This window comes from Mesorhizobium calcicola, from assembly GCF_042682105.1.
GTDB classification, from domain to species: Bacteria; Pseudomonadota; Alphaproteobacteria; order Rhizobiales; family Rhizobiaceae; genus Mesorhizobium; species Mesorhizobium calcicola.
The window spans coordinates 109,948-125,063 of record NZ_JBHUGY010000064.1; the positions used below are offsets into that span (position 1 = coordinate 109,948).

Here is a 15,116-nt window from a genome sequence, read left to right on the forward strand (position 1 = left end):
GCCGTTGGAGGAACCGTGCCATCATCATTTGGTCAAAAAAATCGAATTGTTTTCAATCGAAGATTCGATATTATCGAATTATGGAAACACTCGACCCCGACCTGCTCAGGACCTTTCTCGCTTTCGTCGACAGCGGCTCGCTGGCGCAGGCGGCTTCAAGCGTCGGCCGTTCACCCTCGGCGGTGACCGCGCAGATGCAGCGGCTCGAGGAAATCGTCGGCGAGCTGCTTCTGGCGCCGCAAGGTCGGGGCCGAGGCCTGACGCCGGCGGGCGAGGACCTCGTCGGCCATGCGAGACGCATCCTGGCGGCGCATCGCGAGGCGTGGCTGGCACTGAAGGGCGCGCGCGCCGCCGGGCGCGTTGCCATCGGCACGACGCAGGACTTCGCCGACAGCGGTTTGCCCGAGCTGCTGCGCGCCTTCGCCGTCAGCCATCCGCGCGTCAGGATCGAATTGCGTGTCGGCCGCTCCGCCGAACTGGCGCAAGCGCTGCAATCCGGTGGGCTCGATCTGGCAATCGTCATGCGCCAGGTGGCAACGCCGGACGAGGTCGGCGTGCTGCGCGAGCCGATGATATGGCTGTGTTCGCAAAAAGGGCTGGCCTCGCGGCAGGAAGAATTGCCGCTGGCGCTGCTCGATCCGTATTGCGGCTTTCGCGAAGCCGCACTTGCCGCACTCGATGCGGCTGGCCGCCGCTACCGCATCGCCGCCGGCAGCGCCAGCCTGGCCGGCCTGCGCACGGCGGTGAATGCAGGTGTCGCGCTGACGCTGCGAACGGCGCGCTTTGCCCATTCCGGCATTGTCGAAGCCTCGCGCGACCTTGGCCTGCCACAGGTTCCGACGGCTGAATTCGCCATTCGGCTGCGCCTCGGCGCCGATGGCCCGGCAGCCGACCTTGCTGCACTGCTCGGCGGCAATTTGGCTCTGTCCGGGCTGCTTGGCTGAATTCGGCAAGATCCGTCTCGCGGCGCCAAAGAAAAGCCGACCTTGCGGTCGCCGATCTTACGGTCAGTTGAGTGGCAAAGAAAAAGCCGACCTTGCGGTCGGTTGAGTGGCAAAGAAAAAGCCGACCTTGCGGTCGGCTTGGGAGTAGGACGGGCCGAGGGGTTTGGGGGGACTTGGGGATGGCCCGTCGCACCAACAATGCCTGACCCGGATGATGGTTCCGTGACTGTGTCACTTTTTTACGAAATATTTGACGTATGTGTTGCGACCGGGCGTTGCGACCGGGCCATCAGCCAGTCGCGGCCAGCATGGGCAAACACCGCGCAGAGCACGATGGCGCCGCCAATCATGCTGGCGGCTGGTGCAATCTCGCCCAGGAACAGGAAGGCAAACACAATCGCGAACGGCACTTCGGCCGAGCCGAGCAGCCCGGATTCGGCGGCTGGAATAAGCCGTGCGCCCTCCGTCCACAGGATCGAGGACAGCGCGAACGATGCCCCGAAGGTGACGAGCAGAACGGCATCCCTCGGCGAAACCGCCAGCGGGTCGGTGACGAACCAGCCAAGCACGAACAGCAGGAAGGCCGAGACCGCGCCGGCCCACACTACGGGCGTGTCGCGGAAGGTCCGCACCATGATCATGTAAAGCGCGCTGCCGATGGTCATCAGCAGCGCCAGCCCGTCACCGAACAGATTGCCGGTGCCGAAGCCGGACCAGACCATGATCGCCACGCCGCATAGCGACACGGCGGCGGCGACCATCGTCTGCAACCGGCACCGTTCACGTGTCAGAATCCAGGCCAGCAGCGCGGTGACGAAAGGCGCCGTGGCATAGATGATCGCGACATTGGCGACGAAGGTGAACTTGAAGGCCGAGATGAAAGCGATGCTGGCCAGCGCCCCTTCCACCGCTAGCAGCCAGCCGCGCCAGCCAAGACGCAACGTTTCGCGGCCGCCGGAGCGGTGGCGGCGCCACAGCACATAAAGGCTGATCAGGATCGAGCCGACCAAGCCGCGCCAGCAGGTGATGGTCAGCGGATCCGCATGGATCGACTTAGTCAGCACCCCGGTCAGGCCGAACACTGCCGCCGAGGACGACACCAGCAGGATACCCAGCGTGCGCTCAGTGGTGCTGTCCCTCGTGGCCGCAATGTCACTCATGCCGCCAGCCTACGCCGTTCAGTCCTGACATCGTAGCGTCAGCAGTAGTGATGGCGATCCACGTCATAGCCGCTTGCGGAAATGCTCGCCGCCGACGATCAACAGTCCGGCGGCGATGATGAGGGCAGCACCCAGGAACACTTCGCGCCGCGGCACGTCGCCCCAGATCGCAAAGCCGAGCGCGAACGCCCACAACAGCGAGGTGTATTCGAGGGGTGCAAGGATCGAAGCCGGCGATCGCTTCATACCTTCGAACAGAAGATATTGCGCGAAGCCACCGAGCGCGCCGACGCTGGCAAGGAGCAGCAACTGGGTCCAGTCCGGCGTCTGCCACCAGAGCAGCGCCGGCGCCGCCGAAAACAGCAGGAAATAGAAATTGTTGAGGAGGAGCTGGATCATCGAACGCTCGGCAAGGGCGGTCTTGCGCAAGAGCACGATCGCGATGCCCCACAAAAAGGCGGCCGCCAGCACCAGCAGCACCGGCACGGACAGGCCGAGATGGGTCGGGTCGCACGCGACGAAGACGCCGGCAAAGCCGACCAGCACCGCCAGCCAGCGCAGCATCGGCACCTTTTCGCCGAGCATCACCACCGAAAGCACGGTGACGATGATCGGTGCCGCGTAATAGACGGTGGTCAGTTCGGCGAGCTGCAGGCTGCGCGCGGCGTTGTAGTAGCAAAGCCAGGCGGCGAGCGTGAAGGCGCTGCGCACCAGCATCGGCCGCATGATCGGCGAGCGCACCGTGTCGGCAAACAGCTGCCGCCCGCCGATCGCCGCGCAGGCGCTCAGAATGGTGATGCTGCGGAAGAACATGATCTGCCAGACCGTCATGCCGGTCACCAGCAGCTTGATCGAAGCATCCTGCGTCGAAAACAGGAGATAGGCCGCACCGGTCAGCAGGATGCCGGCGAGAACCCTTTCGCGGGTTTCGAGAATGGCGATATCGGCCATAAGGCGCGGGACCAGTGTTGCAGGAAGCGACAGAAATGGGGTGTGTGGCGACGCGAAGGGCCTGGAAAGCCAAGCTTCGCTCCAAGCTATACGGTCGAAAGTTGGCGCGGCGCTACGCCAGTCCCATGCTTGCGTTGGGGCAGGGGTTCCTGGGCGAACTGCGTTGTTGCGAATCTTACTGTGTCGCCTGGTAGAGTTCCGAAGCGGCCTCTTTCAGCGCGCGACGACCGTCGGGTCTGAAATACATCATGTGCCCGCCCTCGACGACATCGAGACGGATGGGCTTGGCATTGGCGAGTGACGGGATCTGACTCACCAGGTAGCGCGAAGCCAGGTAAGGCGTGACAAGGTCGGTGTAGCCATTGACGATGACCACGCCAAGCGCGGGGTTTAGCGAGCGCGCTCGCTGCAGATCATCCATCACGCCGGCATAGCCTTGTCGCGACATGCCGTAATCCCAATTGTGGCTGATATCACCGTTGAGCAACCGGTAGCTGACATCGGTGCGGAAATTCAGTTCGTCACGGGCGTAGCCGACGAAAGCCGAGGTCAGTGCCGGCACGCTGCGGTCGAGCACCGGATCCGGACCGGCGATGCCGGCGCTCTCCGGCGCGATATCGGCAGTCGCGATCGTGCCGTCATAGGGACTGAGCACATTGCCGCTGGCGCGGGCGAATTCCCTTGCGAAAAGGCCGGTCGGGATGCGGGCGGAGTTCCGCTGGACGAGGTCGAGCGGCAGGCCGGTGATCTCCGCAACGCGCTGGCTGGCCAGCCGTCCGCCTTGCTCCAGCCCGCTGGCGAGAGCCGCAAGATAATCGCCCAACGCATAGTGCTCGACCTCGGCGAGCTTCTCCCGCAGCGCATCGCCACCGACGCCTTGGGAGTGTAGCCGCACCGCCGCCAGAGAGGGGAGTTCGAGCGCCCAATGCAGCGGCTCGAATTCATCGGGCTGGACAAGCATGAATTCGAGCGCGGGCGAGATCAGCACGATGCCGCTCGGACTGATCCCGATATCCTCTTGCAGTGTCCGGGCGAGCAGTGCCGCCCGGAACCCGCCATAGCTTTCCCCGGCAAGGAAGAGCGGAGATCCGGTGCGGCTGTTCTGAGCAAGATAGAGCCGGATGAAAGCCCCCATCGAACTCGCATCCTGGTTGACACCCCAGAAGTCGTGCATGTCCTGGCCCGGTGCCTCGCGGCTGTAGCCGGTTCCGACCGGATCGACGAAGACGAGGTCGGTCATGTCGAGCCAACTGTCCGGATTGTCGATGAGTCTTTGCGGCGAGGGCAGGAATTCCCCTTGGGTGCCGGTGGCTATCACGCGCGGGCCGAGTGCGCCGATATGCAGATAGGCGGACGCCGCTCCCGGGCCGCCGTTGAACACGAAGGTGATTGGTCGCCGCGGATCCTTCACCCCGCCCGCCGGCGATTTCAGCGTGTAGGCGACATAGAAGACCTCCGCCGTGACCTCGCCTTTGCCCGAAAGCAGCGATAGCGTGCCGGCCTTTGCCTGATATTGCAGGCTGCGCCCGGCGATGGTGATCGAATGCTCGGTGGTCTGCGCAGGTGGCAGCAACGACAGCACGCCACCCGTCGGCGGAGCGCGTTCGGCTGTTTCAGCGAAGACGGGTTGCGCGAGGCCGGTGAGCATCAGCAGGATGGCGGGAATGAGTCTCAGCTTTGCACGCATGACACCTCCGGGAACGACTGTCGCATAGGTATGGCCGGGACGATCGAAGTCAAAGGAAATGGCTGTTGCGATGGTCTTGTCTTCCTGCGCCGCGTTCCTTCGCGCTTCCCCCGCAAGACAATGCTAAGAACACACCAAAGGCTGCCCGAAAGGAACGAACATGGATGCGACCGCACTCAAGGCCATGCAGGCGCCGCTGAAGCAGGCCTATCGCGACGACGCTTCGCAAGCGCTGATCACGCTTCGCGCCAAAGGCTCGATCGACGACCAGTCGGTTGCCTGCAAGGTGGAGACGGGCAGGGCGATCGCGATCGCCGGACTTCATCCGGCAACCGGTGGCTCAGGGCTCGAGCTCTGCTCGGGCGATATGCTGCTGGAGGCGCTGGTGGCCTGCGCCGGGGTGACGCTGAAGGCGGTGGCGACGGCGCTCGAATTCAAGCTGAGTGCTGCCACGGTGGAAGCCGAAGGCGACCTTGATTTTCGCGGCACGCTCGGTGTCGCCAGGGATGCGCCGGTCGGCTTTCGCGCCATCCGGCTCAATTTCAGTCTCGACACCGATGAGCCGCAGGAGCGGATAGACTCGCTGCTGAAACTGACCGAGCGCTATTGCGTGGTGTTTCAGACCATCAACCAGAAGCCGGAACTCACGGTGAGCGCACGGCGCTGAAACGCCATGCGGGTGCTTACTGCGCCGCCGGCTCTTCTGCGTCGCCTTCGTCGGTGAAGGGCGAGGCGCTCGGCACGCATTGCACCGACCAGCCGGCCGGTGTCGGCTGCTTCTGATATTCGGTGATGGCGGCGGTGCATTGTTCGCGCTTGTCGAAGGTGCTGGGCAGCACGACCATGCCGCCCTGCGGGCCGGCGATTACCAGATACCAGACCAACGCTGCGGTTGTTGCCATGGGGATGTCCTTGTTCTGCCCAACTGGGGCGCTTGTTGCGGGAGTCGTTTCGATCCTACCAACTCCATGGAAATGACGAAAGCATGACCGCCGCACAGCCTTCCCGCCTCACATCACAGCCGCGTGATGATGCTGCGGATTTTGGCCTCAATTTTTGAGGCCAGTCCGGCTCAGTTGAAAGCGGTCTGCGCATGATTTGGGCCCCGGCAGCCCGAATCCTTCTGGCGAAAAGGGTGCGCTTATTCTGGCTGACGATAGGCGACGAAGCGATTGTGCTTGGCTTGGAAGATCAGCCCTGTCTCTTTCAGGTCGGGGCTGGCCAGCGGTACGATACGTTTGGCGATCTCCGAAGGGTGCGGCAGCGTTGCCGGGTCCTCGCCAGGCACCGCCTGGGCGCGCATGGCGGTGCGGGTGGCGCCAGGGTCGGCGGCGTTGACCCTGAGCGGCAGGCTTTCCGTCTCATGCGCCCAGGAGCGCATCATCGTCTCGACCGCCGCCTTGGACGCCGCGTAGGGCGCCCAGAAGGCGCGCGCCGAGTGCGCCGCGTTGGAGGACAGCAAAATGGCGCGTCCGGCGTCGGAGAGCCGCAGCAGCGGGTCGACCGAGCGGATCAGCCGCCATGTCGAGGTGACGTTGATGGTCATCACCTTCTCGAAGGTCTTGGCCTCGACATGGCCGATCGGCGAGATGACGCCGAGCACGCCGGCATTGGCGACGAGAATGTCGAGCTTGCCCCAGCGCTCATGGATGGCGCCGCCCAGCCGGTCGATGCCGGCCATGTCGGCGAGGTCGAGCGGCACCAGCGTCGCCTGGCCGCCAGCCGCCTTGATCTGGTCGTCGAGCTCTTCCAGGCCGCCGACCGTGCGTGCAACCGCGATGACATGCGCGCCTGCGGCGGCAAGCTCCTTGGCGATGAAATAGCCAATGCCGCGCGAGGCGCCGGTGACGACCGCAACGCGGCCGGTAAGGTCGAGGGTCATGCTATGGATTCCGGGAACTTGACTAACGCAGATGACGGTCCGGCAATCCTACGACCCGCTTGTCGCCAGCAGCGACAGCGTGCGCACATTGTCGTGGCCTTCGAAGTCGAGCAGGCGGGTCGGATATTCGCCGGTGAAGCAGGCGTCGCAAAATTGCGGCTGGTCGTTGTCGCGGCTGGCTTCGCCGACGGCGCGATAAAGGCCCTCGATGGTGAGGAAGCCGAGCGAATCGACGCGAATGAACTCGGCCATCTCCTCGATCGACATGCGCGATGCCAGAAGCTTCGATTTTTCCGGCGTGTCGACGCCATAGAAGCAGGAGGCGCGCGTCGGCGGCGAAGCGATGCGCATGTGCACTTCCCTGGCGCCGGCGTCGCGCACCATCTGCACGATCTTCTGGCTGGTGGTGCCGCGCACGATGCTGTCGTCGACCAGCACCACGCGCTTGCCCTCGATCATGCGGCGGTTGGCGTTGTGCTTAAGCTTGACGCCCATGTGGCGGATCGAATCGCCCGGCTGGATGAAGGTGCGGCCGACATAGTGGTTGCGGATGATGCCGAGCTCGAAGGGAATGCCGGCCGCCTGGGAAAAGCCGATCGCGGCCGGGGTGCCGGAATCCGGCACCGGCACGACGATGTCGGCCTCGACGGGGCTTTCCTGCGCCAGTTCGGCGCCGATGCGCTTGCGCACCTCGTAGACGTTGCGGCCTTCGACCGAGGAATCCGGCCGCGCGAAATAGACATATTCGAAGATGCAGAAGCGGGTCTTCTGCGGCTCGAACGGAAACAGGCTCTCGATGCCTTTGGACGTGACGACGACCATCTCGCCGGGTTTCAGGTCGCGCACGAAACGCGCTCCGATGATGTCGAGCGCGCAGGTTTCGGACGCCAGGATCCAGGCGCCGTCGAGATCGCCGAGCACCAGCGGCCGAATGCCGAGCGGATCGCGGCAGCCGATCATCTTCTTGGATGTCATCGCCACCAGCGAGAAGGCGCCCTCGACCTGGCGCACCGCGTCGATGAAACGCGAGTTCAAATCGCGCTCCTTGCTGGTGGCGACGAGGTGCAGCAGCGTCTCGGTATCGGAGGTGGAGGAGAAAATCGCGCCTTGCTTCTGCAGCGCCCGCTGCACGGTCATGGCGTTGGTCAGGTTGCCGTTATGGGCGACGGCAAAGCCACCATCGGCCAGTTCGGCGAAGAAGGGTTGGATGTTGCGCATGCCGGCGCCGCCCGTGGTGGCGTAGCGCGTATGGCCGATGGCGCGGTTGCCCTGCAGGCTGTCGATGACGCGCTGTTTGGTGAAGGTGTCGCCGATCAGGCCGACATGGCGTTCGACATGGAACTGGCTGCCGTCATAGGAAACGATGCCGGCGGCTTCCTGGCCGCGATGCTGCAGCGCATGCAGGCCCAGCGTGACGATGGCCGCCGCGTCCTGTCGGCCGAAGATGCCGAACACGCCGCATTCGTCATGGAAATGGTCGTCGGCCTCGGCGGAAAGCACGTCGTCTGCGTCTGCCATCTTAAGCTCCGCTAAAATCGCCATATAGTGCGGGTTCGCGCCGAAAGCAACGCGCACCGTGCAGCGTTCACACCATCGTTTGTTTCTGGTGACCGTTCCGGGCGTCAGTTCGCCGGTGCCGCCGGTGCCGGATTGGCCGGAGCGTTGTCCGCGGGCGGCGTTGCGGGGTCATTGTCGTCAGGCGCCGGCGTGTTGGCATCGTCACCGCCCGCTGGAGCGTCCGCCGCCGGGGCGTCCGGAGCCGCGGGCGTCTCGGCCGCCGGCTGATTCGGATTGAGCTTCTTGAGGATGGCGTTTTCCGGATCTTCGGGCAGCAGGCTTTCGAGCTTGGCGCCGATCTGCTCAAGCAACGGCCGCGACTTGGCATCCGTGACCCAGGCAGGTGCCTTGGCGCCAGCCAGCCAGTTGAAGAACAGCAGCGCGACGGCAACGACCAGAATGCCGCGCGCCGCGCCGTAGAGGAAACCCAGCGTGCGGTCGAGTGCGCCGATCCTGGAATCGATGATCCAGTCGGCGAGCTTCATGGTGATGACCGAGACGACGATCAGCGCGATGACGAAGACGATGCCGGCGGCCGCCGCCATGGCGATCTTTTCGTTGTCGATGTAAGGCTTGAGGTAAGGCAGGACCGGCTTGTAGAAGAAGAACGCCGCCGCTGCCGCCGCTGCCCAGGAGACGACGGACAGGATTTCACGCGAGAAGCCGCGAACCATGGCGAGCATCGCCGAGACGAGGGTGAAGCCGACGAGAATTCCGTCAAGCAGCGTAATCGGCATGTTTTTCGCCCCACTCCATGAGCCGCATTATAGCGCGGAGCATCGGTTTTCCCAAACCGGATCCCAGTTTGGGTCCGATGCTCTAGTCCTGCTCGTCGACGCGGCTTCGGCGTGAGCCGGCTATGCGTGCCACGAGGTCGGCAAGCTCGGTCGGCTGGAAAGCACCGGCCCCAATCCCCCCGGTAAGTTCCTCGCTGCCCAAGGGCAGAACCGCGCTTCCAAAACCCAGCTTTTCGGCTTCCTTGAGGCGCTGTTGCGCATGCGCAACCGGCCTCACGGCGCCCGAAAGGCTGATTTCGCCGAAATAGACGCAATCGGCCGGGAGGGCAAGACCGGTGAGCGAGGAAACCAGCGCCGCCGCCACCGCCAGATCGGCCGCGGGCTCGGAAATGCGATAGCCGCCGGCGACGTTGAGGTAGACGTCATGGCTGCCGAAGCGCACCCCGCAATGGGCTTCCAGAACCGCCAGGATCATCGACAGCCGGGCGCCATCCCAGCCGACGACGGCGCGGCGCGGCGTGCCGAGCGAGGACGGCGCGACCAGCGCCTGGATCTCGACCAGCACCGGCCTCGTGCCCTCCATGCCGGCGAAAACAGCGGCACCCAGCGATTTCGCGTGGCGTTCGCCAAGGAAAAGCTCGGACGGGTTGGCAACCTCGCGCAGGCCCTTGTCCGACATTTCGAAGACGCCGATCTCGTCGGTCGGCCCAAAACGGTTCTTCACCGTGCGCAGGATGCGGAAGTGATGGCCGCCTTCGCCCTCGAAGTAGAGCACGGCGTCGACCATATGCTCGACGACGCGCGGCCCGGCGATCTGGCCTTCCTTGGTGACATGGCCGACCAGCACGATCGCCGCACCCGTGGATTTCGCATAACGGATCATCGCCTGGGCGGCGGCGCGCACCTGGGTGACGGTGCCCGGCGCCGAATCGGCGAGGTCGGTCCACAGCGTCTGGATCGAATCCAGAATAACGAGGTCCGGCCGCTTGCCGTCGGCGATGGTAGCGAGGATGTCCTCGACATTGGTCTCGGCCGCAAGTTCCACAGGTGTGGCGGCAACACCGAGCCGCTGCGCACGCAGCCTGATCTGGGCGACGGCCTCTTCGCCCGAGACGTAGACGACGCGGTGGCCTTTTGACGCGAGCGCAGCCGCTGCCTGGGTCAAAAGCGTCGATTTGCCGATGCCGGGATCGCCGCCGACCAGCAGCGCCGAGCCACGCACGAAGCCGCCACCGGTGGCGCGATCGAGCTCGCCGATGCCCGAGATGATGCGCGGCGCGTCCTCGATATCGCCCGACAGCGTGGTCAGCACCACCGCGCGGCCCTTGCGGGCATTGCGCGTGTTGGCCGGCCCCGAGCCGATGCCGCCGGAGGTGCCTTCCTCGACCAGCGTGTTCCATTCGCCGCAGGCATCGCATTTGCCGGCCCAGCGCTGGTGCACCGATCCGCAATTCTGGCAGATGAACTGAACGCGCGACTTGGCCATTAGGCGTGGCCTGCCTGAAAGTAATCGGGGGTTGGCGATCCTGCCCACCCCCCTCTGTCCTGCCGGACATCTCCCCCGCAAGGGGGGAGATTGGATGTCATCACTGTCTTCGCCAATTGCTCGCGTCGAAGAGAGGGCGCCGCAAATGAAACTGCCGATCTCCCCCCTTGCGGGGGAGATGCCCGGCAGGGCAGACGGGGGTGTGACGGAATGCGAGATTGGATCAAAAACTCACTCGAACCTTTCCGGCAAATGATGCTCCTCGGCAAGGTCGGAGAAGCGGGTGAACTCGCCCTGGAAGGCAAGGCTGACGGTGCCGGTCGGTCCGTGGCGCTGCTTGGCGATGATCACTTCGGCCTTGCCCTGGACCTCGACCATCTTTGTTTCCCAGGCGAGGTGCTCGGGCGTGCCTTTCTCCGGCTCCTTGTTTTTGATGTAATATTCCTCGCGATACACAAACAGCACCACGTCGGCGTCCTGCTCGATCGAGCCGGATTCGCGCAAGTCGGACAGCTGCGGATGCTTGTCGTCGCGGCTTTCGACCTGACGCGAGAGCTGCGAGAGCGCGATGATCGGCACGCCAAGCTCCTTGCCGAGCGCCTTCAGTCCGGTGGTGATCTCGGTGATTTCCTGGACCCGGTTCTGCGACGCCTTGGCGGACGACCCCTGCATGAGCTGGATATAGTCGATGACCATCAGATCCAGCCCGCGCTGGCGCTTGAGGCGGCGGGCGCGAGCCGCGAGCTGGGCAATCGAAATACCGCCCGTCTGGTCGATGTAGAGCGGGCGCTTGTGGTTCTCCTGCGTGTAGGCGACCAGCTTGCCGAAATCGGCTTCGGTCAGGTCACCGCGCCTGATCTTCGAGGATGGGATCTCGGTCTGCTCGGAGATGATGCGGGTGGCCAATTGCTCCGACGACATTTCGAGCGAGAAGAAGCCGACGACGCCGCCATTGGCCGCCTTGACTGAGCCGTCCGCCTGCTGGGCGGGCTCATAGGCGGCGGCGATATTATAGGCGATGTTGGTGGCCAGCGACGTCTTGCCCATGCCCGGACGGCCGGCGATGATGATCAAATCCGATGGCTGCAAGCCGCCCATGCGGTGGTCGAGATCGCGCAGGCCCGTGGCAATGCCGGACAGGTGGCCATCGCGCATATAGGCAGCACTCGCCATGTCGACGGCGTTCTTCAACGCATCGGAAAAACTTTCGAAACCGCCATCGTAGCGGCCGTTTTCGGCCAGCTCGAACAGCCGCCGCTCGGCATCCTCGATCTGTTCGGTGGGCGCCATGTCGACCGGCGCGTCATAGGCGATGTTGACCATGTCCTCGCCGACGGTGATCAGCGCGCGGCGCGTCGCAAGGTCGTAGATGGCACGGCCATAGTCGGTGGCGTTGACGACGGTGACGGCCTCGACCGCCAGCCGCACGACATATTGCGCCATCGTCATGTCGCCGACCTTCTCGTCGGCCGGCAGGAAGGTTTTCAGGGTGATCGGCGTCGCCACCTTGCCCATGCGGATGAACTCGGACGCCACCTCATAGATTTTGCGGTGCAGCGGCTCGTAGAAATGGCTGGCTTTCAGGAAATCCGAGACGCGGTAGAAGGCGTCGTTGTTGACGAGAATGGCGCCGAGCAGCGCCTGCTCGGCCTCGATGTTGTTTGGCGCTTCACGATAAAGCGGTGTTTCCGCGACGCCGAATTTTCGCGCTGCTTCTGCCATGATGTCCCCGATTTCGATCCCGGTCTGTCGTTAGCAGATGGCAGGCTCCGCGTCCGGCCATTGTCTGCTTATTCGTTTCCCATGCACGCGATTCACAGGAAGGATAAATCGTCCACAGGAGAGTATTCCCGTGCCCCGATTCCGGTTGACTCGACAAGGCACCGATTCGTATCTGACTCGCTAGAACGAAGCAAGAACAATGCGTCGGTCATATTGACGTTTTGTCTAGCCTGTCGCCCCAGTCCAGCCGCCGGGCCAGCTTGAAATCCGCGCCATCGCGCTTGGTGAACAAGCGCTCGGTGGCGGTGCCGTCTTCCTGACAAAGCTTGAGCAGAACCTTGCCCGAGCCGGATTTCGGTGGCGCCAGAACCCGTGCCTGGTTGGACGTGGGCCCGTCTCGGGAAGCGGCGACATAGATGAACTTCTCGTCCTCCCATGGCACATCGGCGTCCTTGGTCAGCCGGTGCAGGCGCGAGCGGGCGACGCGGCGGGAAAAATGGCACCAGTCGGGCGGGGCGAGCGGGCAGGGCGCCTGATGCGGGCAAGGTGCAAGCACATGCGCGCCCGCCTCGATCAGCTGCCGGCGCACGGCAAGGATGCGCTGCCATCCGGCCGGCGTGCCCGGCTCGACGACCAGCAGCGTGTCGCCAGTGAGTTGCCACAACCGAGCGATGAGCTTCGGCAGTGAAGCAGGGACGATCTCGTCGAGCACATAGGCGCACGTGACCAGATCGGCGGGCTCGATGGCGGCAAGGTCGATGGTTGCGTCGCCGGCCAGCCATCTGGTTCGGGCGGCAATCGCGTCGGCGGCAAGCGCCTCGCCGACCTTGCGCACTGCGGTGCTGGCTTCGAACAGCACCGCCTGTTCGAGATTGGGCCATAGGTCGGTCGTGGCCCAAAGCACCGTACCAGGACCGGCGCCGACATCGAGCAGGCTCCTGGGTTGAAAGCCGGGCTTGGCGTCGCTCAGCGCGTCGAGACTGGCACGGACGGCAGCGTAGGTCGCCGGCAGCCGCGTCGCCAGGTAGGCCTGCACGGCCACCTCCTGCGCCATATGCAGACGGCCGTCGCGCAGCTCGGCGCGGTAGCGGTCGGACAGCGTTTTTGCCGCCTGCTTCAGTGTCGCCAGCGGAACGTTTTCGAGCAGGCGCTCGACACCCTGGCGAAGTGGGGCCGGCAATTCCATCTCACGCGCCCCGTGGCGCGATGAGGATCACCGAGGCGCCGGCAATGCAGAGCGCCGCACCGGCAAGGTCCCAGCGGTCGGGGCGCACGCCCTCCACCAGCCACAGCCAGCCAAGCGACGCCGCGATGTAGATGCCGCCATAGGCGGCGTAGGCGCGGCCGGCGGCGCTGGTGTCGACCAGCGCCAGCAGGAAGCCGAACAGGGCGAGCGAAGCGAGCCCGGGAAGCAGCCACAGCGGCGATTTCTCCAGCCGCCACCAGGCCCAGAACGAAAAGCAGCCGGCGATCTCGGCCAGAGCGGCGGCGACATAGAGGACATAAGTCATGAAGAAGGTCCCGTGGCGATCACGGGACCTTTTTCAGTGCAGGGGCGGGCAATGGCAAGCGGCAAACCTATTTCTCATGCATGTCGCCCAAAAGCAGCCCCGGTTTTGGGTGGACGACATGCATAGAAACAAACCTAAAGCGCGTCGCATGCGTCCGTTAAAACGCGACGCGCCTTACTCCGCAACCTTGCGGCGGCGAGCAGGCTTGGCGGCTGGGCTCTTTTTGATGGGAGGCGTTTCAAGGTGTCCCATATCACGCATCTCAAGCGCCTTCTCGCACTTGGCTATGTAGTCGCGCGTCATCGGCAAGGTGTCGTTCTTCTTGGCGATCTGGATCTGGAAGATCACAAGATCCTGCCAGCGGAAGGCGGCTTCCGAGGCGGCCAGATAGAACTCCCACATGCGGCAGAAGCGCTCGTCGTAGATCGCCTTGGCCTTGTCGCGGTTGGCGGCGAAGCGCTCGCCCCAGTGCTTCAGCGTGTCGGCATAGTGCAGCCGCAGGATTTCGATGTCGGTGACGACCAGGCCTGACTTCTCGATCGCCGGCATGACTTCGGAGAGCGCGGGGATATAGCCGCCCGGGAAGATGTATTTGCGGATGAAGGCGCTGGTCGCCCACGGCACGCCGGAGCGGCCGATCGTGTGCAGCAGCATGACGCCATCCGGCTTGAGCAGCGTCGCGCTCTTGTCGAAGAAGGTGCGGAAGTGGTTGACGCCGACATGCTCGAACATGCCGACCGAAACGATGCGGTCGAAACGCTCGTTGAGCTCGCGGTAGTCCTTGAGCTCGAAATGCACGCGGCTTTCCAACCCTTGCGCATGCGCGCGGTCGGTGGCGACGCCATGCTGTTCGGTCGACAACGTCACGCCCTGTACGTCGACGTCGAACGCCTTGGCGAGATAGAGGCCGAGCCCGCCCCAGCCGGAGCCGATGTCGAGCACCGTCTGGCCGGCCTTCAGCCTGAGCTTGGCGGCGATGTGGCGTTTCTTGGCGGCTTGCGCTTCGTCGAGCGTCATGTCCGGCTGCTCGAAATAGGCGCAGGAATACTGCATGTCCTCGTCAAGGAAGAGCCGGTAGAGGTCGCCCGACAGGTCGTAGTGGCGCTGCACGTTGCGGCGCGAGCGCGAGGCGGTGTTGATCTGCTGCAGACGGCGGAAGGCGTGGCGCAGGCCTTCGATGGCTTTCGACCAGGTGGCATCGATGCCACCGCTGCCCATGTTCTGGAAGGCGATACGCATCACACCCAGCACGCCACCTTCAAGGATGTCGAGTTCGCCGTCCATGTAGGATTCCGGCACCGCCAGCATCGGATCGAAGGTGATGGCGCGCTCGGCATGCGTGGTCTTGATGTGCATGTGCACCGGCTCGCCACTGCCGTCGCCGAACACCACTGTCGAGCCCTTGGGGCCAGTTACCTTGAGATTGCCGGTGCGCACCAGGCGGTCGAGAACGCGCTTCAACAGAATATTCATGACCAA

The 15,116-nt window shown here is 64.3% G+C and carries 14 protein-coding genes; 2 read left to right on the forward strand and 12 right to left on the reverse strand.

The window, feature by feature from the left end:
* The first annotated feature begins 80 nt into the window (after window positions 1-80).
* Window positions 81-944, forward strand: coding sequence for a LysR substrate-binding domain-containing protein (locus tag ACFSQT_RS33510; protein WP_379026124.1), 864 nt, complete (start codon window positions 81-83; stop codon window positions 942-944).
* Between the two features lie 239 nt (window positions 945-1,183).
* Here the strand turns inward: ACFSQT_RS33510 and ACFSQT_RS33515 are convergent, their stop codons facing one another.
* From ACFSQT_RS33515 to ACFSQT_RS33525, 3 genes are all read right to left on the reverse strand, one after another.
* Window positions 1,184-2,104, reverse strand: a complete 921-nt coding sequence (locus tag ACFSQT_RS33515; RefSeq protein ID WP_379026126.1) for a DMT family transporter — start codon at window positions 2,102-2,104, stop codon at window positions 1,184-1,186.
* Window positions 2,105-2,167: 63 nt separating this feature from the next.
* Window positions 2,168-3,055: a DMT family transporter gene (locus ACFSQT_RS33520; protein WP_379026128.1), complete on the reverse strand. Its 888-nt coding sequence runs from the start codon at window positions 3,053-3,055 to the stop codon at window positions 2,168-2,170.
* Between the two features lie 175 nt (window positions 3,056-3,230).
* Window positions 3,231-4,742 (reverse strand): S10 family peptidase, encoded by a 1,512-nt coding sequence (locus ACFSQT_RS33525; RefSeq protein ID WP_379026130.1) that lies wholly within the window; start codon window positions 4,740-4,742, stop codon window positions 3,231-3,233.
* A 160-nt stretch (window positions 4,743-4,902) separates the two neighbouring features.
* On the opposite strand from ACFSQT_RS33525, the gene ACFSQT_RS33530 reads away from it, so the two are divergent.
* Window positions 4,903-5,409 carry an OsmC family protein gene (locus tag ACFSQT_RS33530; protein WP_379026132.1) on the forward strand — a complete coding sequence of 169 codons (507 nt, stop codon included), beginning with the start codon at window positions 4,903-4,905 and terminating at the stop codon, window positions 5,407-5,409.
* A gap of 16 nt (window positions 5,410-5,425) precedes the next feature.
* Here ACFSQT_RS33530 and ACFSQT_RS33535 read toward each other — a convergent pair whose 3' ends face one another.
* From ACFSQT_RS33535 to ACFSQT_RS33575, 9 genes are all read right to left on the reverse strand, one after another.
* Complete coding sequence (locus ACFSQT_RS33535) at window positions 5,426-5,644, reverse strand: hypothetical protein (protein ID WP_015318519.1); 219 nt, start codon at window positions 5,642-5,644, stop codon at window positions 5,426-5,428.
* A gap of 239 nt (window positions 5,645-5,883) precedes the next feature.
* Window positions 5,884-6,624: an SDR family NAD(P)-dependent oxidoreductase gene (locus ACFSQT_RS33540; protein WP_379026134.1), complete on the reverse strand. Its 741-nt coding sequence runs from the start codon at window positions 6,622-6,624 to the stop codon at window positions 5,884-5,886.
* A 48-nt stretch (window positions 6,625-6,672) separates the two neighbouring features.
* Window positions 6,673-8,142 (reverse strand): amidophosphoribosyltransferase, encoded by a 1,470-nt coding sequence (gene purF / locus ACFSQT_RS33545; RefSeq protein WP_379026136.1) that lies wholly within the window; start codon window positions 8,140-8,142, stop codon window positions 6,673-6,675.
* Window positions 8,143-8,246: 104 nt separating this feature from the next.
* Window positions 8,247-8,918: a CvpA family protein gene (locus ACFSQT_RS33550; RefSeq protein ID WP_379026138.1), complete on the reverse strand. Its 672-nt coding sequence runs from the start codon at window positions 8,916-8,918 to the stop codon at window positions 8,247-8,249.
* Between the two features lie 82 nt (window positions 8,919-9,000).
* Window positions 9,001-10,404, reverse strand: coding sequence for a DNA repair protein RadA (radA, locus tag ACFSQT_RS33555; RefSeq protein ID WP_379026140.1), 1,404 nt, complete (start codon window positions 10,402-10,404; stop codon window positions 9,001-9,003).
* Between the two features lie 231 nt (window positions 10,405-10,635).
* On the reverse strand, window positions 10,636-12,126 hold the full coding sequence (locus tag ACFSQT_RS33560) for a replicative DNA helicase (RefSeq protein WP_258592706.1): 1,491 nt from the start codon (window positions 12,124-12,126) through the stop codon (window positions 10,636-10,638).
* A 208-nt stretch (window positions 12,127-12,334) separates the two neighbouring features.
* Window positions 12,335-13,312, reverse strand: coding sequence for a small ribosomal subunit Rsm22 family protein (locus tag ACFSQT_RS33565; RefSeq protein WP_379026143.1), 978 nt, complete (start codon window positions 13,310-13,312; stop codon window positions 12,335-12,337).
* A gap of 1 nt (window position 13,313) precedes the next feature.
* Complete coding sequence (locus ACFSQT_RS33570) at window positions 13,314-13,637, reverse strand: YnfA family protein (protein WP_379026145.1); 324 nt, start codon at window positions 13,635-13,637, stop codon at window positions 13,314-13,316.
* Between the two features lie 174 nt (window positions 13,638-13,811).
* Window positions 13,812-15,110 carry a class I SAM-dependent methyltransferase gene (locus ACFSQT_RS33575; RefSeq protein WP_379026147.1) on the reverse strand — a complete coding sequence of 433 codons (1,299 nt, stop codon included), beginning with the start codon at window positions 15,108-15,110 and terminating at the stop codon, window positions 13,812-13,814.
* Window positions 15,111-15,116 lie beyond the last annotated feature (6 nt).